The organism is Allobosea sp. P1_B10 (assembly GCF_056406735.1).
Genome location: NZ_JBFTZP010000002.1, coordinates 176,834 through 199,447, shown reverse-complemented (window position 1 = coordinate 199,447; position 22,614 = coordinate 176,834). Strand labels below are relative to the sequence as shown.

20 protein-coding genes are annotated in these 22,614 nt (G+C 67.7%); 9 read left to right on the top strand and 11 right to left on the bottom strand.

Annotated elements, in window-relative coordinates:
* The first annotated feature begins 164 nt into the window (after positions 1–164).
* On the top strand, positions 165–2,264 hold the full coding sequence (locus AC1D2L_RS05590; RefSeq protein WP_476844846.1) for a hypothetical protein: 2,100 nt from the start codon (positions 165–167) through the stop codon (positions 2,262–2,264).
* Positions 2,265–2,359: 95 nt separating this feature from the next.
* Here the strand turns inward: AC1D2L_RS05590 and AC1D2L_RS05585 are convergent, their stop codons facing one another.
* Both AC1D2L_RS05585 and AC1D2L_RS05580 read right to left on the bottom strand, forming a co-directional pair.
* A complete protein-coding gene (locus AC1D2L_RS05585) occupies positions 2,360–2,869 on the bottom strand; it encodes a GNAT family N-acetyltransferase (RefSeq protein ID WP_476844845.1) in 510 nt (169 codons plus the stop codon).
* 186 nt (positions 2,870–3,055) lie between these two features.
* Entirely contained in the window at positions 3,056–3,538 is a 483-nt protein-coding gene (locus tag AC1D2L_RS05580) for an NUDIX domain-containing protein (RefSeq protein ID WP_476844844.1), read from the bottom strand.
* A 331-nt stretch (positions 3,539–3,869) separates the two neighbouring features.
* On the opposite strand from AC1D2L_RS05580, the gene AC1D2L_RS05575 reads away from it, so the two are divergent.
* Entirely contained in the window at positions 3,870–4,763 is an 894-nt protein-coding gene (locus AC1D2L_RS05575; protein WP_476844843.1) for a metallophosphoesterase family protein, read from the top strand.
* 114 nt (positions 4,764–4,877) lie between these two features.
* On the opposite strand, the gene AC1D2L_RS05570 is transcribed toward AC1D2L_RS05575, so the two are convergent.
* Together AC1D2L_RS05570 and AC1D2L_RS05565 are read right to left on the bottom strand one after the other, a co-directional pair.
* Positions 4,878–5,624, bottom strand: coding sequence for an SDR family oxidoreductase (locus tag AC1D2L_RS05570; protein ID WP_476844842.1), 747 nt, complete (start codon positions 5,622–5,624; stop codon positions 4,878–4,880).
* 89 nt (positions 5,625–5,713) lie between these two features.
* Positions 5,714–7,522 (bottom strand): ABC-F family ATP-binding cassette domain-containing protein, encoded by a 1,809-nt coding sequence (locus AC1D2L_RS05565; RefSeq protein WP_476844841.1) that lies wholly within the window; start codon positions 7,520–7,522, stop codon positions 5,714–5,716.
* A gap of 151 nt (positions 7,523–7,673) precedes the next feature.
* Between AC1D2L_RS05565 and AC1D2L_RS05560 the strand changes: the two genes are divergently transcribed.
* Positions 7,674–8,033, top strand: coding sequence for a hypothetical protein (locus AC1D2L_RS05560; protein WP_476844840.1), 360 nt, complete (start codon positions 7,674–7,676; stop codon positions 8,031–8,033).
* Between the two features lie 12 nt (positions 8,034–8,045).
* Here AC1D2L_RS05560 and AC1D2L_RS05555 read toward each other — a convergent pair whose 3' ends face one another.
* From AC1D2L_RS05555 to mdoH, 6 genes are all read right to left on the bottom strand, one after another.
* Positions 8,046–9,128 (bottom strand): acyltransferase family protein, encoded by a 1,083-nt coding sequence (locus AC1D2L_RS05555; protein WP_476844839.1) that lies wholly within the window; start codon positions 9,126–9,128, stop codon positions 8,046–8,048.
* A gap of 121 nt (positions 9,129–9,249) precedes the next feature.
* Positions 9,250–10,248 carry a glucokinase gene (locus AC1D2L_RS05550; RefSeq protein ID WP_476844838.1) on the bottom strand — a complete coding sequence of 333 codons (999 nt, stop codon included), beginning with the start codon at positions 10,246–10,248 and terminating at the stop codon, positions 9,250–9,252.
* The gene (otnI, locus tag AC1D2L_RS05545; RefSeq protein ID WP_476844837.1) at positions 10,248–11,057 is read right to left on the bottom strand and encodes a 2-oxo-tetronate isomerase; all 810 of its coding nucleotides are present in this window, start codon (positions 11,055–11,057) and stop codon (positions 10,248–10,250) included. Before otnI ends, AC1D2L_RS05550 begins: the two co-directional genes overlap by 1 nt.
* A 184-nt stretch (positions 11,058–11,241) precedes the next feature.
* Positions 11,242–12,225 (bottom strand): hypothetical protein, encoded by a 984-nt coding sequence (locus AC1D2L_RS05540; RefSeq protein ID WP_476844836.1) that lies wholly within the window; start codon positions 12,223–12,225, stop codon positions 11,242–11,244.
* The gene (locus AC1D2L_RS05535) at positions 12,222–12,989 is read right to left on the bottom strand and encodes an FkbM family methyltransferase (RefSeq protein WP_476844835.1); all 768 of its coding nucleotides are present in this window, start codon (positions 12,987–12,989) and stop codon (positions 12,222–12,224) included. The genes AC1D2L_RS05540 and AC1D2L_RS05535 overlap by 4 nt, the downstream gene beginning before the upstream one ends.
* Positions 12,989–14,833, bottom strand: coding sequence for a glucans biosynthesis glucosyltransferase MdoH (gene mdoH / locus AC1D2L_RS05530; protein WP_476844834.1), 1,845 nt, complete (start codon positions 14,831–14,833; stop codon positions 12,989–12,991). The genes AC1D2L_RS05535 and mdoH overlap by 1 nt, the downstream gene beginning before the upstream one ends.
* 43 nt (positions 14,834–14,876) lie before the next feature.
* Between mdoH and AC1D2L_RS05525 the strand changes: the two genes are divergently transcribed.
* From AC1D2L_RS05525 to AC1D2L_RS05510, 4 genes are all read left to right on the top strand, one after another.
* The gene (locus tag AC1D2L_RS05525) at positions 14,877–15,896 is read left to right on the top strand and encodes a zinc-dependent alcohol dehydrogenase (protein WP_476844833.1); all 1,020 of its coding nucleotides are present in this window, start codon (positions 14,877–14,879) and stop codon (positions 15,894–15,896) included.
* Positions 15,897–15,966: 70 nt separating this feature from the next.
* Entirely contained in the window at positions 15,967–16,368 is a 402-nt protein-coding gene (locus tag AC1D2L_RS05520) for a 6-pyruvoyl trahydropterin synthase family protein (protein WP_476844832.1), read from the top strand.
* Positions 16,365–17,414 carry a glycosyltransferase family 4 protein gene (locus AC1D2L_RS05515; protein ID WP_476844831.1) on the top strand — a complete coding sequence of 350 codons (1,050 nt, stop codon included), beginning with the start codon at positions 16,365–16,367 and terminating at the stop codon, positions 17,412–17,414. Before AC1D2L_RS05520 ends, AC1D2L_RS05515 begins: the two co-directional genes overlap by 4 nt.
* Positions 17,414–18,253, top strand: coding sequence for an SAM-dependent methyltransferase (locus AC1D2L_RS05510; protein ID WP_476844830.1), 840 nt, complete (start codon positions 17,414–17,416; stop codon positions 18,251–18,253). The genes AC1D2L_RS05515 and AC1D2L_RS05510 overlap by 1 nt, the downstream gene beginning before the upstream one ends.
* Positions 18,254–18,310: 57 nt before the next feature.
* Here AC1D2L_RS05510 and AC1D2L_RS05505 read toward each other — a convergent pair whose 3' ends face one another.
* Entirely contained in the window at positions 18,311–18,886 is a 576-nt protein-coding gene (locus AC1D2L_RS05505; RefSeq protein WP_476844829.1) for a cytochrome b, read from the bottom strand.
* A 274-nt stretch (positions 18,887–19,160) separates the two neighbouring features.
* On the opposite strand from AC1D2L_RS05505, the gene ribA reads away from it, so the two are divergent.
* Positions 19,161–20,243, top strand: a complete 1,083-nt coding sequence (ribA, locus tag AC1D2L_RS05500) for a GTP cyclohydrolase II RibA (protein WP_476844828.1) — start codon at positions 19,161–19,163, stop codon at positions 20,241–20,243.
* A 49-nt stretch (positions 20,244–20,292) separates the two neighbouring features.
* Positions 20,293–22,551, top strand: a complete 2,259-nt coding sequence (locus tag AC1D2L_RS05495) for a glycosyltransferase family protein (RefSeq protein ID WP_476844827.1) — start codon at positions 20,293–20,295, stop codon at positions 22,549–22,551.
* The last annotated feature ends 63 nt before the right edge of the window (positions 22,552–22,614 follow it).

The window sequence follows — 22,614 nt, the reverse complement described above, 5'->3', positions numbered from 1 at the left end:
GCGCCCTACCCGTCATGGTCGGGCTTGTCCCGGCCATCCACGTCTTCATTCGCCGAAGGCGGTGGGCGAGGCGCGGATACTCGCCACAGAGGCGAGCATGACGGTGGAGGCCAACCCGGGGCCAGGCGGCCGAGCGGCAGCTCAATGAACCGGATACGACGCTGATGTGGAGCCTCTCCTTCGCCCCGCTGGTGCCGCTGCCTGTCCTGATCGGGCTGGCGGTGCTTGCCGCGCTCGCTGCCGGCGCGGCGATCGTGCTGGCTGGCAAGAGCGCCATCCTGCGCGCGCTCGCGCTGGCGGTCCTCACAGTCGCGCTCGCCGATCCCTCGCTCGTTTTCGAGGATCGCGAGCCGGTCAAGGACGTGGTCTCCGTCGTGGTCGATCGCTCGGCCTCGAACCGGCTCGCCGACCGCACGGCGCAGACAGACGCAGCCCAGGCCGAGGTCGAACGCCAGTTGCGTGGGCTGACCAACGTCGAATCCCGGATCGTCGAGGTCCGCGATGCCCAGGGCTCCGGTGACGGCACCCGCCTGTTCGAGGCGCTTGCCGCAAGCCTCGCCGACGTGCCCTCCGAGCGCGTCGCGGGCGCGATCGTCATCACCGACGGGCTGGCCCATGACGCGCCGCCCAATGCCGAGGCTCTCGGCCTGCGCGCGCCGCTGCACGTGCTGGCCACCGGCCGCGAGCGCGAGATCGACCGGCGCATCGTGCTGGTCGATTCGCCACGTTTCGGCATCGTCGGCAAGGACCAGACAATCCGCCTGCGCGTGCTCGAAAAGGGCGGCCCGGGCCGCGCCGGCCTCGTCATCCGCCGCGATGGCGAGATCGTCGCGCGCCGCGAGGTCACAGCCGGGCAGATCGTGCAGGTGCCGGTCCGGATCGACCGGGGTGGGCCCAACGTCATCGAGATCGAGGCCGCGCCGCTCGACAACGAACTGACGCTCGCCAACAACCGCGCCGTCATCACCATCGAGGGCGTCAGGGACAAGCTGCGCGTGCTCTTGGTCTCGGGCGAGCCGCATCCGGGCGAGCGCACCTGGCGCAACCTGCTCAAGGCCGACGCCAATATCGACCTCGTGCATTTCACCATCTTGCGTCCGCCGGAGAAGCAGGACGGCACGCCGATCAACGAACTCTCGCTGATCGCCTTCCCGACGCGCGAGCTGTTCCAGGTCAAGATCAAGGAATTCGACCTGATCATCTTCGACCGCTACGCTAACCAGTCGATCCTGCCGCTCGCCTATTTCGACAACATCGTGCGCTATGTCCGCGACGGCGGCGCGCTGCTCATCGCGGCCGGGCCGGAATATGCCGGCGCGCAATCGCTCGCCCGCACGCCGCTCAACCAGATCCTGCCCGCGCTCCCGGACGGCACGGTGGTGGACGAGGCCTATCGCGCCCGCGTCAGCGACCCCGGCCGGCGCCACCCCGTTACCCGCGACCTGCCGGGCTCCGAGGTCGAGCCGCCGCGCTGGGGCGAATGGCTGCGCATGGTCGGCGCCCGCGCCCGCACCGGCTCGCCGGTGATGACCGGCCCGGGCGAGCGGCCGCTGCTGATGCTTGCGCGCGAGCAAAAGGGCCGCGTCGCGCTCCTCCTCTCCGATCATGCCTGGCTCTGGGCCCGCGGCTTCCGTGATGGCGGGCCCCATCTCGACCTGCTGCGCCGGCTCGGTCACTGGCTGATGAAAGAGCCCGATCTCGAGGAGGAGGCGCTGCGGGCGTCTTCCCGCAACGGCGTCATCGAGGTCGAGCGCCAGACGCTGGGCGACACGCCCTCCCCGCTCACGATCACCGGCCCCGACGGCCAGTCGCGTTCCGTGCCGCTGGAGCCCGGTCGTCCCGGCCTGTTCACCGCGCGCATCCCGAGCAGCGAATTCGGCCTGCACCGGATCTCCGCCGACAACCTCACCGCCTTCGCCAGCGTCGGCCCAGAGAACCCGCGCGAGCTGATGGAGGTGGTCAGCGACCCCGGCCAGCTTCAGGCGCTGGCGCAGGCCACCGGCGGCTCCTCGCGGCGCATCGGCCAGGACAGCGGCGCGGGCGTCACGGTGCCGCGCATCGTGCCCGTGCGTTCCGGCAGCCAGTTTGCGGGCTCGGACTGGATCGGCCTGCGCATCAGCGATTCCGGCATCGTGCGCGGCGTGCAGATTTCGCCATTGTTCATCGGGCTGATCGGGCTGGCCCTGCTCTTCGGCGCGCTGGTCGCGGGCTGGCTGGGCGAGAGCGGGCGCAGGTTCCAGCGGCGTCCGGACACTCAGGCGTGATCTCCGTCATTGCGAGGAGCGCAGCGACGAAGCAATCCAGAGGGACGTAGCGCGCTGCCGCGGCTGGATTGCTTCGCTTGCGCTCGCAATGACGGTTACCGCGTTTGGCGAAAGGGCATTACCGGCCCGCTGCGCTGCGCCAGCACGCCCTCGACCAACTCCAGCGCCAGGAAGCGCTCCGGATTGGCCGGGCCCGGCAGCACGAGTTGGCCCGGCGGGATGACCCTGAAACCAAAGCGGGCGTAATAGGGCGCGTCCCCCACCAGCATGATCAGGTCGTGTCCGTTGGCACGCGCGGCCTCGATCGAGCGGTTCATCAGGGCGGCACCGATACCGCGCCCCTCAAAGGCGGGATCGACCGTCAACGGCCCCAGCATCAGCGCCTTTTGACTTCCGGCCGTGACCGGCGTGACCTTGATCGAGCCGACGAGGAAGGTGCCGACATGCGCGGCAAAGCTCAATTCCGGATCGGGCGGCACGCCTTCGCGCAGGCGAAAAGCGGTGCGGGCAAAACGACCGGGCCCGAAGGCGCGCTCATGCAGGCGCTCGATGGCGGCGGAATCGACGGGGAGTTCGTGGCGGATTGTCAGGGGCAGCGAAGTCATGGCGGGCGTAACCTGCGGACGGCTTTTGGCCTTGGAACCGGGATAGCGAGGACATGACCGCCCATGCGGCGGCATGCCGGAAAGCGCATTCAGCGCGCCGGTCGTCGCAGGTTGGAAAGGCGGTGCCCGTTCGTCATGAGGGCCGCCTGTAGCAGAGCGCAAAGCGGCCGTCTATCGCATCGTCGTTCACCAGTCGCTCGGCGGCTGCAAGCCCCGGGCGATCTCCTCGAGCCGACGCCGCGTGCCGGCCGTGGTGCCGTCGGGCAGCGCGTCGAGCGGGAAGAATCCAGCTTCTGCGATCTCGCGGTCAGGCTGCTTGACGCCCTCGAGCACGAATTCGCGCACCGCGTAGATCGCGACATGGTCACGCGGCGACAGCGGCCGGTTGAAGAAAATTCCATGCAGCCGGGGCGAACCGGTCATCCGGATCGAAGCCTCTTCGCGCAGCTCCTTCGCCAGCGCCTCCTCCAGGCTCTCGCCGACTTCCACGCCGCCGCCCGGCAGATGCCAGCCCGGTGTGTAGGTATGGCGCACCAGAAAGACCCGGCCCTCGCCGTCGAGCACCGCTGCGCGCACGCCGAGCGTCATCGCCCGCGTCAGGCGGAAATAGAGATGCGCGCCCCAGAACAGGGCGCGCTGCATCCGCCTGGGGCGCGGCTCTGTCGTCAAAGGCCGGGCGCCCCGTCTCCGGGACAGGCAATCTCCGAAGAGAGTCTTAATTGTCTATGCAAATAACGCATATCAGAGCTCCGTTTCCAGTTCCGTTACGTCACAAACGCGCCGCAAATCAGGCAGAGAAGACAGCCCTACCGTCTGGGGAATTTTGTCATGCTGCTCTCTTTCATCATCGCTCGCTTCAAGGCCAAGCCGGCTTACGTCTGGAAGCCCGCCCTCACCCTGACCGATTCGCGTATCGTTTCCGAGTTGACGGGAACCGCCAACTGATGCGCCGACCGCGCCTGCGCGCTTGACGGCGGCAGGCATGCGGGGCAAGCGCTGAGTGGTGTTCAAGCTCGCGCATCTGTCAGACCCGCATCTGGGCCCGCTCGCGGGCTTTTCGCTTCATCAGCTTCTGGGCAAGCGCGCCACCGGCTACGTCAACTGGCGTCGCAAGCGCCGGCACGCCCATGACATGGCGATCCTGGCCCTGATCGTGGCGGACATCCACGCCCAGGCGCCCGATCATATCACCTGTACCGGCGATGTCGCCCATATCGGCCTGCCCGACGAGTTCAAGACCGCCGTCGCCTTTCTCGATACGCTCGGCTCGCGCGACACGGTCTCCTTCGTACCGGGCAATCACGACGCCTATTCGCGCTCCTCGCTCAAGCCGCTCGCCAGCCATCTAGGTCCCTGGTGCGCCAGCGACGGCGGCGCCGCCGGCTACCCCTGGTATCGCCAGCGCGGCCCTGTCGCCCTGATCGGCGTCAACAGCGGCATTCCGACACTTCCGCTGATGGCCACTGGTCGTATCGGTCGCGAGCAGATCGCGAAGACCGAGGTGCTGCTGGCGCGTGCGAAGGCCGCTGGCCTGATCCGCGTCGTGTTGATCCATCACCCCCCTTATGCCGGCGGCGCCCGGCGCTCGCGCGAACTGGTCGATGCCGAGGCCTTCGAGGCGATGCTCGCCCGCACCGGCGCGGATCTCGTGCTCCACGGCCACAACCACAGCTTCTCGCTGGCCTGGCGGCCCGGGCAGGGCCGCGACGTGCCGATCGTCGGCGTGCCCTCGGCCTCGATCGGCCCGCTCGGACATGGCGAGATGGCGACCTGGCATCTCTTCAGGATCAGCGGCGACGCTACGGCTCCGACCATAAGCGTCGAGCAGCGCGGCTTCGAGCCCGACGGCACGGTGATGTTGCGCCAGGAAATCGTGCTCACGCGCGGAGGCTGAGCCGCTCCGTCATTGCGAGGAGCGCAGCGACGAAGCAATCCAGGAAAGGCAGAGCTCGACGTCCCCCCTGGATTGCTTCGCTGCGCTCGCAATGAGGGTTGTCAGCGCGGCGCCTCAAATGCAGCGCCCGCCATCCACCGTCAGCACGGCGCCCGTGACCATCTCCGCCTCGTCGGAGCATAGAAACAGCGCCGCATTCGCCATGTCCTGCGGGGTCGAGAGCCGGCCCCACGGAATGCTAGCCTTGAACTGCGCGCGCTTCTCCGGCGTATCCTCGCCCATGAAGGTCGCCAGCAGCGGCGTCTCGCCGGCCACCGGCGCAATCGCATTGACGCGGATGCGGTCGGGCGCCAGTTCCACCGCCATCGATTTCGAGAGCAGGTTCACCGCCCCCTTCGACGCATTGTACCAGGTCAGGCCCGGGCGCGGCCTGATGCCGGCCGTCGAGCCGATATTGAGCACGACACCACCGCCATGCTCGCGGAAATGGGGGATGGTGGCCCGAGCCATCAGGTAGATCGACTTCACATTCACCGCGAAGACGCGGTCGAATTCATCCTCGGAGACGTCGAGCATCGGCTGGTTGCGATGGCTGATGCCGGCATTGTTGACGACGATATCGAGCCGTCCGAACTTCGCGATGACGCGCTCGACAGCCTTGTCGACGCTCCTGGCCTTGCCGACGTCGCAGGCGACGGCAAAGGCCTTGCGACCGATCGCCCTGGCCGCCTCCTTCGCCTTGTCGCCATTGATGTCGAGCACGGCGACGCGCGCGCCCTCCCGCACGAAGGTCTCGGCGATGCCGAAGCCGAAGCCTTGCGCCGCGCCGGTGATCAGCGCCGTCTTGCCCTTGAGCCGCATGATGAGTTCCCCGGATGATGACGCCCGGGAGAGTGCGGGGTTTTGCCGCCCGCAATCAATGCGACTTTGCGACGGGCGCGCCGGGGCGCTTAGGCCCCGAGTTCTTCCTGGAGCATCTCGAGTGCCAGCCAGCGTTCTTCGAGCTGGCCGATCTCGCGCGTCACCTCTTCCAGACGGGCGGTTGCCTTGGCAAAGAGCTTTGGATCGCGGCTGTAGAGATCGCCCGAGAGCGCGACGTTCAGCTTGGCGACTTCCGCCTGCAGCACGTCGATGCGCTTGGGCAACGTCTCCAGTGCGTGCTTCTCGTTGAAGGAGAGCTTTCGCTTGTTGACCAGCGGAGCTGCGGGCACTGCTGCATAGGCGGGCTCGCTCGCGGTCGCCTTTCCGACGACGCGCTGCTTGGCGCCGACGCCGCGTCCGCGCTGGGCGATCATGTCGGTGTAGCCGCCTGCAAACTCGGTCCAGACGCCATCGCCATCCGAGATCAGCGTCGCCGAGACGACGCGGTCGATGAAGTCGCGATCATGGCTGACCAGCAGCACGGTGCCCTGGTAGTCGGCCAGCAGTTCCTGCAGGAGATCGAGAGTCTCGAGGTCGAGATCGTTGGTCGGCTCGTCGAGCACCAGCAGGTTGGAGGGCTTTGCCAGCGCGCGAGCCAGCATCAGCCGGCCGCGCTCGCCGCCCGACAGCGCGCCGACCGGGGTGCGCCGCTGCAACGGCTGGAACAGGAAGTCCTTCATATAGGCAATGACATGGCGCGGCGTGTCGCCGACCATGACCTGGTCGGAGCCGCCGCCGGTCAGCGCATCGCCGAGCGGCGTCGCGGGATCCAGGCTCTCGCGACGCTGGTCGAGCGTCACCATCTCCAGCGAGACGCCGAGCTTGACCTTCCCTGAGTCGGGCACGAGCGCGCCGGTCAGGAGGTTGATCAGCGTGGTCTTGCCCGCGCCGTTGGGGCCGACAATGCCGATCCGGTCGCCGCGCGCGACGCGCAGCGAGAGCGACTTGACCACCTGATTGTCGCCAAAAGCCTTTGCGACATCGACAGCCTCGATCACCAGCTTGCCGGAGGTCTGGGCCTCGCTGGCCTGCAGGCTGACGTTTCCGACGGAAAAGCGCGCGGTGCGGCGCTGCTCGCGCAGGCCATGCAACTCGCCCAGGCGGCGCTGGTTGCGGGTACGCCGCGCGCTGACGCCGTAGCGCAGCCAGTCTTCCTCGCGGGCGATCTTGCGGTCGAGCTTGTGACGGTCGATCTCTTCCTGCGCCAGAACCTCGTCGCGCCAGGCCTCGAACTCGCCAAAGCCCTTGTCCATGCGCCGGGTCAGGCCGCGATCGAGCCAGATCGTGGCGCGCGACAGCGATGTGAGGAAGCGCCTGTCATGGCTGATCAGGACCATGGCCGAGCGCAGCGACTTCAGCTCCTGCTCCAGCCACTCGATGACGGGAAGGTCGAGATGGTTGGTCGGCTCGTCGAGCAGCAGGATATCGGGCTCGGGCGCCAGCACGCGGGCCAGCGCGCAGCGGCGCGCCTCGCCGCCGGACATGGTGGCGGGGTCCTCCTCGCCGGTCAGGCCGAGCTCGTCGATCAGGTACTGCGCGCGATAGGCGTCGTCGCCCGGTCCAAGCCCCGCCTCGACATAGGCCAGCGAAGTCTTGTAGCCGGAGAAATCCGGTTCCTGCGGGAGATAGCGCACGGTGCAGCCCGGCTGCACGAAGCGGTCGGCCTTGTCGGCCTCGACCAGCCCGGCCGCGATCTTGAGCAGCGTGGACTTGCCAGAGCCGTTGCGCCCGACGAGGCAGACGCGCTCGCCGGCGGAAACGGCGATCTCGGCCGCCTCGAGCAGGGGCTGTCCGCCAAAGGTGAGCGCGACGTCGCGCAGATGGAGCAAGGGGGCCATGAGGTATCCGTTTCGGGGGAAGACCGGGGGATAGACTGGCGCGACCCCGCTGTCACGCTTCTTGCTAGGGCAAGCCGGCCATGCAAGGCGAGACTGACGCGCAGGCGAGTGCCATCCAGCCCGCCGCCGCGATGATTTGGACGGGACTTTCGTGAGCAGAGCAAGACGTCAGACCAGCAAGACACCGCCCAGCTTCGGCGACAATGGCGGCCCACCGCTCGACGATCCACCGCCGCATCAGCCGGAATGGGGCTCGGGCGAGATCGGTCGCTACTACGAATGGCGCGCAGCCTTCCGCCGCGCCTGGCGCAAGCCCCCCGACATTGCCTTGCGCCGGGAAGAAGCCGCGGAGGCACTCGGCCTGACCTATGAGGAATACACCCTCGAACTGCTGGAGCGCGGCCGCTATCCTGGCCCAGAGGATGTCGAGGCCATCAAGCTCAGGCGGCTGCAACGTCGCCGGGATGGCGGGGTGGTCGGGCGGTCGCTCAAGGACATGCGGCTGAAGTGACGCCAGCCTGGCTCAGGTCTGCGGCTTGCCTCGGGATGACGGCGTGGTGTCCGGGCTGAACATGTGACGCAGCCACCCTGTCGCTGGTTTCTCGAACCAGCGATGAACGATCAGCGCCGTCGCGACGGAGCCGATCAGAGCCAACAGGATGAAGGCGAGCGGAGCCCCCATGCCCAGCCGAACGGCCAGTTCGCGCAAGCCCCGGATCACGAAGGGGTGGATCAGGTAGAGCGCATAGGAGGCGTCACCGACCAGCGCCAGTGTACGGACCGGAATCGATGGCGCGGTACGCCGCTCGCCACAGGCCGCAGCCAGCACGAGCAACGCGGCAGCGCCGCCATGCCAGGCGAAGCTCGACCAGGCGCCCGCGCTTTCAGGCGAGCGCGCAGCGATCATCAGGACGGTCACGCCCAGTAGTGCGACGACCGCGCGCAGCGGCAGGGCCAGCCGCAGGCCCCGCCGGCGCAGCACGGCGATGCCCATGCCGGCCGCGAATTCGAGGATGATCGGCTGCCCCCAGAAGCCGAAGGGCAGCGCCAGCGGTCCGCTCAGGGCTTCGACGGCCACGAGGGCGAACAGCGCAAGCGTCACCACGGGCAGCGTAAAACGTGCCGGCAGCAGCAGCCCCGCGCCGAACAGAGCGTAGAACAGCATCTCGTAGTTCAGCGTCCAGCCCAGCGAATAGACCGGCTGCGCCAGCCCTTGCGTCGAGACGACAGGCCAGAACAGGTAGGAGCCGACGATCTGGACGAGGTCAGGCGAGCCGGAATTCAGCGCGGCGGGGACCGCGAGCCCGACCAGCAGGAACAGCGTCGTCGCCGCCCAGTAGAGCGGCACGATCCGCGCCAGCCGCCGCGCCACGAACAGCTTTGCACCATCCGGCTTGCCGAACAGCCCGGCCGAGGCATGGACCATGATGAAGCCGGAGACGACGAAGAAGATGTCGACGCCCGCCATCCAGGGCAGCAGCGTGGACGGCGGGAACACGGAGCCCGCGCGTTGCGCCACAACCACGGCATCATGCTGCGCGTGATGCACCGCGACCATGAAGGCCGCAAGCGCGCGCAGGGCCTGGATTCCGTAGAGCTGGGGCAAGCTGAGCTGACGCCTTCGACAAGAGCAAACGCCACTCAGCCCTCACCCTGAGGCGCAACCTTCAGGCTGCGTCTCGAAGGATGACGGCTTTCCTGTCTCCGAAACAGGACGCGAATGGGCCTCAGGCAAACCACAGCCGGGCGGGGTCGTCCAGCCCGAAGCGGGCGGGCGACGCAGCGATCGCAGCAAGCCCCTGCTCCGCCGCATCATGGGCTGTGACGACATGCAGGGCAAAGCGCGCCGCCAGATCCTCCATCGGCGGCTTGCCTGCAAACACGGCTTGGATCGTCCGCAGATCCGCCAGCGGCAGGAGGCGCGGCACGATGCCGCCTGCGATGTACACCCCGCCAGTCGCCTTGAAGGCGAGCGCGAGATCGCCTGCGACGCGCGCCAGCAGCCTCCAGAAGCAGACCACCGCCATCAGGGCGGCCGGGTCGCCATCGAGTGCCAGCGTCGTCACGTCGGCGGCGCTGATATCGGCCTCCAGCATGCCGGTCTCGCTGGCAATCGCGCGGTGGAACCGCACCAGGCCATCGCCGCTGAGCAGGCTTTCGACGGTCACGCGCGGCAGGCCCTCCGCGAGTGCGGGCCAGATCTTGTGCTCGGTCGGGTCTTCCGGGCCGATGCCGATGTGGCCGGCTTCCGTCGGCACCAGCACGCCGTGCCCGCCGTTCAGAACGAGCGCTGCCGCGCCGAAGCCGGTGCCGGGGCCGAGCACGAGGCGCAAGCCCTCGGATTCCGGCTGGCCGGGAACGAGGGTATGCAGGTCGGCGGCCTGCAACACAGCAAGCGAGCCGGAGAGAGCCTCGAAATCATTGACCAGAAGGCCCTGCTCCAGATTGAGCGCGCGGGCGATCTCGGGCCCGTCGAAACGCCAGTTGGCGTTGGTGAGCTGGGCGCTGCGCCCTTCCAGCGGCCCCGCGACCGCCAGGATCGCCGAGCGCGGCCGCTGCGTGAGCGTCTTGAGCACCTCTTCCAAAGCCGCCTCGGGTGTCGGATGCAGGCCGGTGCTGATCTTTGCCAAAGGCCGATGCGGGGCGCCCGCCTCCGCCACCAGCGAAAGACGGCAGTTCGTGCCGCCGATATCGGCGACCAGAACCGGATAGGCGAAATCGACCATCAGACAGGGTCCCGCAAATCGGGCTTCCAGTCACTCGGCTTGCGATACTCCGAGAACCACCCCAGGCCTTCCAGCGTGCCGGCTTGGGGACGATATTCGCAGCCGACGAAACCGTCATAGCCAAGGGCGTCGAGCTCTGCGAACAGGCTGGGATAGTCCGGCCCCGAAGCATCGGGCTCGTGGCGACCGTTGGCGCGGGCGACCTGCACATGGCCGATCAGGGGCAACTGCTTCCTGAGCCGCGCCGAGACGTCGCCATGGATCAACTCGCAGTGATACATGTCGAACTGCAAGCGCACATTGTCGCGGCCGGAGCCGGTGACGAAGGCCGCGGCCTGGTCGAAATCGTTGAGGAAATAGCCGGGCATGTCCTTGCCGTTGATCGGCTCCAGCAGCAGGTCGACCTCATGCTCGGCCAGCCGGTCGGCCGCGAAGGCGATCGCATCGCGATAACGCGCCTGGGCGGCCGGATCCTTGGGGTCGGCGAGCCCTGCCATCATGTGGATGCGCTTGACGCCCGTCTCGTGGATATAGGGAAGCGCCGTATCGAGGCCGGCGCGGAATTCCGCCTCGCGGCCTGCGAGCGAGGCGATGCCACGCTCGCCATTGGCGAAATCGCCCGGCGGCAGGTTGAAAAGCGCCTGTTCCAGCTCGGCCCCGGCCAAAGCGAGGCCGACCTTTTCGGCAGGGTGCTCATAGGGGAACAGGAACTCCACAGCCGTGAAGCCGGCATCGCCCGCCGCCTTGAAGCGGTCGAGAAACTCCCACTCGGTGAACATCATCGAGAGATTGGCGGCAAAGCGCGGCATGTCGGCCTCTAGGCTTGGATCGGGACAGGCACGCTAGCGCGAAGCGTGCGGGGCGTCATCGGCCAACGCGTCAGGGGCGGATTGCGTTCCGTTTCCAGGCGTTCATTGCGAGCACAGCCGAGCATTCCCGGGAGGCGCCTGCGAATCTGGATTGCTTCGCTACGCTCGCAATGTCGAAAGCATTCTACTTCTGGGCGGGTGCCGGCGGGTTGGGATCGGCCGAGAACTTGTGAAAGACCATGTCCGGCGAGGAGGTGTTGTGGCGCGAATGCGTGGTGCGCCCCATCCAGATGTCGGTCGCCTTCGCGCCGGTGAACGGCATCAGCGCCTCCTCGCGCCAGCCCTTGGCGCCGGGCTCGCGCACGGCGATGCGGGCGACGTCGTTGTTGAACTCGGTGACATACATCGAGCGCAGCGCCAGAAAGGCCTTGCCGCCCGTCACCGGCTTGTCGAGCACGGCGTCGAGCACCATCCGGTTCTCGTCGACACTGTCGAGCTTGAGAGTGCCCGCCGAGCCGTCCTTGAAATTCAGCCTGAACGAGAGCGTCTTCGGATCGAACTCGATCTCCTTGATGTTCACCACCGGACGCCCCTCGGTCTCTATCGGCCCGAACAGGAAGGACGACCCGTAGGCGGAATACCCGAGCTGCTGCGGCGGCATCGGCCGCGCCCGCCAGTAACCGTCCTGCGGATAGACCACGAGCACCTCGTAGGACTTGTCCTTGCCAAGCTTCCACAACTGCACGAGATGCAGGCCCTTCTCGACGCGGTCGCCGACCCTGAAGGTCGCATCGGCCGGGCGCCAGAATGTCGGGAAGGTGTAGCCGACAAGCCAGTACTCGATGCTCTCATAGAAGGTGACGCGGCGCGGCGGCGAAGGCGGCACGAAGGACGGATCGCCCTTCATGTCGCAGGCCGTCCAGTCGGCGTCCCAGTTGTCGCGCACGAGACCGGCCGCATAGGCCGGATGCGCCGCCTGAATCTGGAAGCGTCGCACCTCGGGCGAAATCGCCTTGATCGTGACATTGTCCTTCTCGGCGCAGAGCACCGGCTCGGACTCGTTCTTCACCTCGACGGCGACATCGCCCGCTGCCAAGGCGTGCATGCTCGAACAGGCCAGGCCCAGCGGGATCACCAAGGCGCGGAGGCGGGAGGCGAATGTGATCATCGGTCTCGTTCCGTCAGCATTGCATAGACATCGCCGGAATTGGCGGAATGGGGCAATTCACGCAGGAAACCGCCCATCGCCTCGGCGCTCGCCGGCTGCGACAGCTCCAGCGCCTGGCTTTCCCCGAGGGCGACATTGAAGCGATAGGGCCCGAGCGTTTCAAGCAAGGCCAGGCAGGCTTCGGCGACGTCGCGCTGGATCGTGGTGAACTCGAAGGAGATCACGGGCACGGTCCGGGTCAGCCCGGCCAGCACATGAGCCTCGAAACCCTCGACATCGATCTTGACCAGGGCCGGGACGCCGTGGCGCGCGATCAGGGCATCGAGCGTGGTGCAGGGCACGGTGATCTCGTGGTCCCAGACCTGGCCTTCCCAGCCACCCGCCCCGTCGGCTGCGCCGATGAACGCGTCCGACGCGGTCGAGACCGTGGGGTTGGCGCTGTTGATCCTGAAGCCGAGCGAGCCCTCATGCGCGCCACAGGCTGCCGCGACGAGCGTCACCTGGGGGTCGCGACCATGGATCAGGCGCAGCGCGCGCGCCGGCCCCGGCTGCGGCTCGAGCGCGACGACGCGCGCGCCGAGCCTGCGAAACGATGAGACACGGTCGCCGACATGCGCGCCGATATCGAAAGCCAGATCGCCGGGCCCGAGGAACTGGCCGTAAAGCGCATCCATCGCGACCTTGCGGGCAGGTTCTCCATGGTAGACACGCAGGCTGCGCGAGATCGCCTTGGCCGTACCCCTGGGATAGCTGGCCAGTCTCATCAGAGCAGCCCGGGCGCCTCGACCCCGACCCCGATCGCGACGAGTTCGGCCGGTGGATCGAAGTCCTCCGGAATGCCGCAGAGGCCGCGTCGCGCGAACCATGCACCCAGACCCGGCAGAGCCGTCAGCATCGCAAACGGGATCGCCAGCACGTACCCCGCCGTCAGCGGGAGCGACCAGAGCAGCACGGTCGGCGAGAGCACCGCCAGCGCCGTGAAAAGATAAACGCCGAACAGCAGATGCGGCCACAACCCAGAAAATGCCGTGGCGAAGGACAGGGCGTATGCGTCGCGCGACTGGCCGTTCCAGCCGATATTGGCCTTGCCGAAGGCCAGCCCGACCATGAACAGCGTCGTCCGGAAGGTCGAGACGGCGCCCTGCAGGAAGGCGAAGACGACCTCGATCAGCGAGGACACCAGAAAGCGCGCACGGCCGCCATAGCGTGCGGTTCCGCCCTTCGTCAGCAGGATATCGGCGAACCCCGCGAGCTTGGGCGAAAGATACATGCAAAGGAACAGGACGTAGAGCGTCGCGGCCAGCCCGGACGGGTATCCGGCGATGCCGGCATCTTCGACGACCTTGAGCGGCAACAGCGCGATCATCAGCGTCCAGGCCGGCAGGCCCAGAAACATCAGCACGGCCCAGACCAACTGGAAGCGGCTCATCGGCGCGAACCCCGGCAGGTCGAGCAGCTTGAGATATTGCAGGTTCCCCATGCACCAGCGCAGGTCGCGCTTGGCGAAATCGAGCATGGTCGGCGGGTTCTCCTCCCAGCTACCGGTCTCGACCGGGAGCACCCGCACCTCGTAGCCGGCGCGGCGCATCAGCGTCGCCTCGACCTGGTCATGGCTCATCACAGCGCCGGCGAGGGGCCCCGCTCCCGGCAGCACGGGCAGATGGCAGCTGTCGCGAAACGGCGCGATCCGGACGCAGGCGTTATGGCCCCAGAACGGCCCGCAATCGCCGATCCACCAGGCCGAACCCATCGTGTAGGGGCGCATCCCATGGCGCATCCCGAACTGGAATATGCGCGCGAAGGCCGAGCGCGAGGGCATGCCGACGACGAGGCTCTGCAGGATACCGAGCTTGGGATGCGCCTGCATCATTCGGGTCAGTTTCACGATCGCCTCGCCTGACATCACGCTGTCGGCGTCGAGCGGCAGCATCACATCGTAACGGTCGCCCCAACGCTCGCAGAAATCGCGGACGTTGCCGGCCTTGAAACCGGCATTGTCGGTGCGCCGGCGGTAGATGACGCGCGACGCGTCGCCGAGTTCCCGCGACCAGTCCGCGGCCAGCCGCTCCTCTGCCGCGGCGACGGCAGGGTCATTGCTGTCCGACAAGACGAAATAGTCGAACCAGGCCCCCTCGCCGGTGGCGTCGAGGCTGTGCTTGACGACGCGCAGCCGCGCGAAGGCACGGTCCGGATCCTCATTGCGCAGGGTCATCAGGATCGCGCTGCGGATCGTCAGCGGGGTTTGCAACTCGCCCTCGCCGGCGAACGGCGCGACATGCTCGAGCCCGTCATCGACGCCATGCAGCAACCACAAGCCGATCACCGCGTTCCAGAAGCCGAGTACGCTCCAGGGCGCACCGAATACGAGCGCGACGAAGATCACGATATCGGCGACAGTCCAGCCGCCGGCCCCCAGCACCAGCGAAACCCCGTAGAGCAGCCCCGCCAATGTCGTCAGGTTCAAAAGCAGCACCAGCAGGCGGCGCGCCCGCAGCATCCCGATCGATTGCAGGCTGGCCGGCGTCAGGCCCGTCGGCAAGCCGGGCTCTTGCGCCGCCGGCTGGAACGTGGTCGGAGCGGGGCGCTGGTTCATGGCGGTCTCGGTCATGAGATCTGCGAGAAGCTCGCTCAGGAACGGGGATCGGCGTGCGATGGCGCAGGAGCTAAAGCCGGCAACAGTTGCCAACGCAAGCATGCAGGCGAAGGCGCTCTGGTATGTCCGCCAGGGTGAATGCGCCCTGAACGAGGTCGCCCTGCCCGCGCTCGGGCCACGAGACTGCCTGGTCCGCACGCTCTGGAGCGCGATCAGCCGCGGCACCGAGCGCCTCGTCTTCGACGGCCGCGTTCCGGCCTCCGAGCATGAGCGCATGTGCGCGCCCTTCCAGGAGGGCGCCTTCCCGTTCCCGGTCAAATACGGCTACTGCGCCGTCGGCCGCGTCGAGGCGGGCCCTGCCGAAATGCTCGGAAAGAGCGTGTTCTGCCTGCATCCGCATCAGGACTGGTTTGTCGCGCCGGCCGATCGCCTGACGATAGTCCCGGACGCAATACCGGCGCGGCGCGCCGTGCTGGCGGCCAATATGGAAACCGCGCTGAACGCCCATTGGGACGCAGGCTCCGGCCCCGCCGACAGGATCGTGGTCGTCGGCGGCGGCGTGCTGGGCCTGCTCGTCGCGTGGCTGGCGGCAAGGCTGCCGGGTGCAGAGGTGACGCTCGTCGATATCGACGCCAGCCGGGCAATTCTCGCTAAGGCCCTCGGATTCGCCTTCGCCCTGCCCTCCGATGCGCCGCGCGACGCCGACCTCGTCTTCCATGCCAGCGCCTGCGGCGAGGGGCTGGCGACAGCGATCGATGTGGCGGGCTTCGAGGCCCGGATCGTTGAGTTGAGCTGGTATGGCGAGGGCACGGTCCACGCCCCGCTGGGGGGCGCGTTCCATGCCAGGCGCCTGCAACTGATATCCTCGCAGGTTGGCCAGATCGCGCCGTCGCGCCGCCCGCGCTTCGACTTCGCGCGCCGCAGTCGCGCGGCCATGGCGCTGCTGGCCGACGACCGCCTCGACGCGCTGATCACGCAGGACATTCCATTCGCCGACGCGCCTGCCCGGCTGCCGAACCTGTTTGCGCCCGGTGCGGCTGGCCTGACCGCCGTGATTGGCTATGGGTCGCAGCCATGACCTTAAGACTGCGCGCTCTCGCCGAAGCCTGAGCGCATCCCCCTTCGCCGTCCCCCAGCAGGAGCCCCGCATGTATTCCGTCGAAGTCCGCGACCGCATCATGATCGGCCATTCACTGCCCGATCCCTTCTTCGGACCGGCGCAGAACATGCACGGCGCCACCTTCGTGGTCGACGTCGCCTTCTTCCGCGATAGCCTGACGCGGCAGAATGTCGTGGTCGATATCGGGGCGGCGCTTTCGGTCCTGAACAGCACGCTGAAGCCGCTGAACTACCAGAACCTCGACACCCTGCCGCAGTTTACCGGGGTGCTCACCACCACGGAATTCCTCTGCAAGCACATCTTCGACGCGATGGCCGCCGCCGCGAGAGCCGGAGCGCTCGGCGAGGATGGCGCGGGGCTGGCCAGGATCAGGGTGACCCTGCACGAGACGGACCTTGCCCGCGCCAGCTATGAGGGCTCGCTCGCGTGAGCGGGATCGTCTTCGCCATCCCAGGCGACATCGACCTGCCCACCGGCGGCTACGGATATGACCGCCGGCTGCTGGCGGAATGGCGCAAAGCAGGCGTGACAGCGCGCCACCTCGCCCTGCCCGGGGGCTTTCCAAACCCCGGCAAGGCCGAACTCGCCCGGACGCGAGAGCTGCTGCTCGCGCAGGCCAATGCCGACGTCCTGTTGATCGACGGGCTCGCTTATGGGGCCTTTCCGCAGGATCTCGCTGAGCAGTTGGCGGGACGCGTCGTCGCGCTGGTCCACCACCCCCTCGCCTGCGAGACCGGAACCGCGCCCGACCGGGCCGCCATCCTCGAGGCTAGCGAGACCGCGGCCCTGCACCACGCCAGCGCGGTCGTGGTGACGAGCCCGACGACCGCGCGCCTGCTGGTCGCGGACTTCGCCGTTCCCGAAAACAAGGTCACGGTCGCGGTCCCCGGCGTCGACGCTGCCTCACGGGCCAAGGGAGGTCGCGATGACGCCCTGACGAGCCTGCTCGCCGTTGGCTCGCTCGTACCGCGCAAGGGATACGATGTGCTCGTCGCCGCGTTGGCCGGCCTGCGGCGGAGCGACTGGCACCTGACGATCATCGGAGCGCAGGACCGTTCTCCCGAGACGACGCGCGCGCTCCGTGCGCAGATTACGGCCACCGGTGTGCAGGACCGCATCACCCTGGCCGGAGCGGTCGACGAACGCGGGCTGGCGCAGGCCTATGACGCCGCCGACCTGTTCGTGATGCCCTCTCTGTTCGAGGGTTACGGCATGGTCCTGACCGAGGCGCTCGCCCGTGGGCTGCCGATCATCTGCACCACGGGCGGCGCCGCGGCAGAGACCGCGCCCGACGCGGCCGCGCTCAAAGTGCCGCCCGGAGACACCTCTTCGCTTGCCAAGGCGCTGGCTAAGCTGATTGATGATCGCGCTGCCCGCCGGCGCATGGCGGATGCGGCCTGGACTGCCGCCGACACGCTGCCGCGCTGGCGCGAGACTGCAGCGATCGTGTCTGAACTATGCCGGAAGGTAGTATGATGGGCGGTTTTTCCCCCGATTGGCTGGCCCTGCGCGAGCCGGCCGACCACGCGGCCCGCAATCCCCAGGTGCTGGCGGCAGTCGGATCGTATTTCGCGGCGAAAGCCTCGCTGACCATCATCGACCTCGGCTGCGGCGCCGGCTCAAACCTGCGCGGCAGCTTTGCCGCCTTGCCCGGCCGGCAGCACTGGACCCTGGTGGATTTCGACCAGCGCCTGCTCGACACGGCGCGCGAGACGCTGCGTGTCTGGGCCGACGAGGCTCGCGAGCAGGGCGAGGAACTCGTCATCGCCAAGGACGGGAAGGCGATCACCATCGATTTCCGCCAGGCGGACCTGAACAAGGACCTGGAATGGGTGCTTGGCTGGCAGCCCGATCTCGTTACCGCAGCCGCGCTGTTCGACCTCACCTCGAAGCGCTGGATCGAGCGCTTCGTGGCCGCGCTGGCGAGCCAGCGCCTGCCGCTCTACACCGTGCTGACCTATGACGGCCGCGAGAAATGGCATCCGCCTCACGAGGCCGATCCCCGGATGCTGGCGGCTTTCGCCCATCACCAGAAGACCGACAAGGGGTTTGGCCCCGCAGCAGGGGCGGACGCGATCGAACTGATGGCCGAGGCCTTCCGGAAGAGCGGCTTTGCCGTCTCGACCGCCGACAGCGCCTGGCAGATCGGCGCCGAGCGTCACGATCTCGCGCAGGCCCTGCTCCAGGGGATTGCGAACGCAGTCAGCGAGACTGGCCATGTCGACGGCACGACCGTGCAGGATTGGCTTGCAGCGCGGGCAAGCGCGGCCACGGGCTTCGTCGGCCACAACGACCTCTGGGCCCGGCCGGTCTGAGCGCGGGGACACCGTTCCCGCCTGGTCCTCACGAGAAAACCGCTTGGCGGGCAGGCGCTATCTGGACAGCATCCGCCGCAACACCCCGTCCCGGCGGATGAAGTGATGATACAGCGCCATCGCGACATGGCCCGTCGCCAATACCGCGGTGACGATGGCAAGGTTGCGGTGGACGCGCAGCACGGCATTCGCCATGTCCTCGTTGGGCGATGTCAGGGCCGGCAGGTCGAACAGCTTGAACACCGACAGCGATGGATAGAGCGAGACGCCGATCCAGCCGAGCATCGGCACGACCAGCAGGAGCCCGTAGAGCAGCCAGTGCACGAGATGCGACGCCACCCGCTGCCAGCGCGGCAGGCTGGGTTCATCTGGCGGGGCGCCGTGCAATAGGCGGTAGATCAACCGGCCTGCGACGAGCCACAGCAGCAGGAATCCGATCAGCTTGTGCGTGCTGTATAGCGCGTCGGTGACGTCGTCCCAGATGTCCAGCGTGTTGCCGCGATAGGTCATGGCAAGACCGAGGGGCACCATCACGAGAACCGCTCCTGCGGTCAGCCAATGGAAATGTCGGGCGGCCGCACTATATCGTGCCGGTGGATCGAGAGCTGTCGCAGCGGCGTCATCATCGACCATAAGCGCACCCTCCTCTCGCGAATACCTGATGTGACTGCATTCATCTCGCGTTCAAGGCTCCGACCCTATACGATCCCGGCAAATTGCGGATGGTGGGGCGAGCTCAGGAACTCCCGGGCTGTCGGGACGTTTGACGGCAGCAGCAAGCGGCGTGATCCATCTGGGCACCGCGGGCGTAGACGTTACACTCCTTCTGCCACTCTAGCCGGCACAATCTGACGGACATCTCATGCTCAAGTCGCGTACGCTGTTCGGACGACCTCAGGAAACTGACTTGGTTGCGGTCGATCGCGCGATCTCCGAATTCAGGGCCGGCCGCCCGGTGCTCCTGCGCGACGGCGACGCCCTCGCGCTGGCGCTGGCAGCAGAACTCGCCGAAACCGCGCTGGTGCAGCGTCTGGACGAGCTTGCAAAGGGCCTCGCCCATCTCGTGCTGACCGCGCCGCGTCTGCGTCGTCTCGGAGCCAGGGCCCGCACCGAGACCGGCATCTTTGCGATGCCGACGCTCGACATGGGCCGGGTCGAGACGCTTGCGCTCAAGACGGACGGCAAGATGGATGCGCCGATCGCTCCCGCCGCCGCGCTCGACAACGCGGCGCTGGAACTCGCGCGCCTGGCGCTTGTCCTGCCCGCAGCCGTCCTCGTTCCCGTCACGGCAGAGATTGTCGCCGGCGAGCCGCTGATCGAGGTCTCGATTGCGGCTATCAATGCCTATCGCGCCGCCCAGGCCGCCTCGCTGACCATCGTCGGGCGTGCGCCGGTGCCGCTTGAAGGCGCGCCTGAAACCGAGTTCGTGGTGTTCCGCGGCGGCGAGGGCCTTCGCGACCAGGTCGCCATCATCGTCGGCTCGCCGGACCTGACCTCGGCCGTGCCTGTGCGGCTGCATTCCGCCTGCCTGACCGGTGACCTGTTCGGCTCGCTGAAATGCGACTGCGGCGACCAATTGCGCGAGACCGTGCAGTGGATGGCCGAGAATGACGGCGGCATCCTGCTCTATCTCGACCAGGAGGGCCGCGGAAACGGCATCTCCAACAAGATGCGCGCCTACAAGCTCCAGAGCCAGGGCTGGGACACCTATGACGCCGACGAGGTCCTGGGCTTCGATCTCGACCAGCGCCATTTCGATTTCGCGGCGACGATGCTGAAGCAGCTTGGCGTGAGCCGCGTTACGGCTCTGACCAACAACCCGCTCAAGGTCGGCGCCATCGAGGCTGCCGGACTCGAGGTCGCGGCGACCCAGCGCGTCCTCGGCCGCCCCAATGTCCACAATGTCCGCTACCTCACCTCCAAGCGCGACCGCGCCGGCCATGTCATCGACATGGATGCGCTGATGGCGCGCGCCGCGCCCAAGGATTGAAACCCGCTGAAGGATTGACCGGCATGATGACCTCGGGCACGGCAGCCTGATGTCGCATCCCCCGTCGCAGCAATCCGGGATATCGACCCCACGCTGGCCGCTGGCCAGCGTGTTCTGCATCGTATTCCTGTGCTGGTTCGGCCTGTCCTGGCCTTGGCTCTCGGGCGCGGTGACGATCCCCTGGGATGCCAAGGCGCATTTCTACCCACAGCTCCAGTTCCTCGCCGCCAGCCTGCACAAGGGTCTATCTCCCTTCTGGACGCCTTATGTCTTCTCCGGCTCGCCGCAGGTGGCCGATCCGCAATCGCTGATCTTCTCGCCGTCCTTCGCCCTGATTGCGACGCTCAACCCCTCGCCTGATTTCCGTTGGAGCGACGGCGCGGTGCTCGGCACGCTTTTGGCCGGCGCGCTTGCGATCGTCCTGCTGTTCCGCGACCGCGACTGGCACCCGGCAGGCGCCGTCGTCGCAGCCCTGGCCTTCGCCTTTGGCGCCGCCGCAGCATGGCGCATCCAGCATGTCGGCCAGGTGCTCAGCCTGGGCTATTTCGTCATCACGCTGGTCCTGATCGCGCGTGCGCTGGAGCGCGGCTCGCTGCTCTACGGCTTCGCCGCCGGCGTCATGGCCGGCTTCATGGTGCTGGGTCGCGACCAGGTCGCGCTTCTGGGCGTCTATGTCCTGACGGGCCTCGTTGCAGCGGCCATCGCCATGGCGAACCGACCCTGGCGCGCGCTGCGCTCCAGCGTGCTGCCTTTGCTGGCTGGCGTCATCGGCGGCCTTCTGGTCGCGACGGTGCCGATCCTGCTGACCGCGATGCTCGCCGAGGAATCCAACCGCCCCGCAATCGACCTGATCGGCGCCGGCAAGGGCTCGCTGCACCCCGCTGCACTGCTCACCGGCCTGTTTGCGAACCTGTATGGCGCCGCGGGCCCGCTGGACAACTTCTGGGGCGCGCCGAGCCCGGCCTGGGAGGCGCGCTTCGGCCCCGTAGATCTCTTTCTCGCCCGCAATATGAGCCAGCTCTATCTCGGCCTGCTGCCGATGGGGCTGATCATCACGGTCGGGATCGTGCGCGGCGCGCTGCTGCGGCGCGAGATCGTAGCGGTCAGCGTGGCGGCGCTGCTCGTGATGGTGTTTGCGCTCGGGCGTTATACCCCGGGCTTCAGCCTCCTGTTCAAACTGCCCGGCATCGACTTCTATCGCAGGCCGGCCGATGCGCTCTTCATTCTGGGCGCGCTGCTGGCGCTGCTCGGCGGCTACCTCACCCATCTCGTCATGACCGATGCCGCGCCGCGCGCCCGCCGCTGGCAATGGGCGCTCGAGGTCGCGATCTTCACCGGCGCGCTGGCGTTGGCGCTCTGGCTCGCTTGGACTGTCGGCAGGCTGCCCGTCGCGATCGTCCCGCTGGTCACGACTTTGCTTTGCACCACGCTGACGATCGGCGCGCTCGTGGCGGCGCGCGGCCTGAGCCTGCGCGGCTCGGGCCTTGCCGCCGCGGTCGTGCTCGCGCTGACGCTGACCGTCGACCTCTCGGTCAATAATGGCCCCAGCGAATCCACGGCCTTGCCAGCCTCGACCTATGACGTCCTGCGCCCCGACAGCCGCAACGAGACCATCGCCCTGCTCAAGCGCGAGACGGCTCGCACTGCCGCACCGGACCGTCGCGACCGCATCGAGCTTGCCGGCATCGACTTCCACTGGCCCAATGCCAGCCTTGTCCACGAACTCGACAACACGCTCGGCTACAACCCGCTGCGCCTGGGCCTCTACAGCAAGGCGACCGGCGCCGAGGACCATGTCGCCCTGCCCGACCAGCGCAAATTCTCGCCGCTCATGCCGGGCTATCGCTCGCTGCTCGCCGACATGCTCGGCCTGCGCTTCATCGCCACCGGCGTGCCCGCGGAGCAGATCGACAAGACCCTCGCGCCCGGCGACCTCGTCCAGATCGCCCGGACCAGGGATGCGTATGTCTACGAGAACCCGCGCGCCCTTCCCCGCGTGCTGCTCGTGCCCCAGGCGCGCAAGGTTGATTTCGACGCCATCCTGTCGAGCGGTCAATGGCCGCAGGGCTTCGACCCGCGCCAGACGGTGCTGCTCGACCGCGATCCGCCGGAGTTGCCGATCGGCCCGAGCCAGCCCGGCGAGGTCCGCATCGAGCGCTACGGCACGACCGAGGTCAGGCTCGCGGTCGACGCGCCGCAGGGCGGCTATGTCGTGCTCAACGACGTCTGGCACCATTGGTGGCAGGTCGAGATCGACGGAAAACCGGCAGACCTGCTGCGGGCCAATGTGCTGTTCCGGGCAGTGTAGGTCCCGCCCGGGCGGTCGATCGTCCGCTTCGTCTTCAGGCCCTATGAGGGCCTCTGGCAGGAT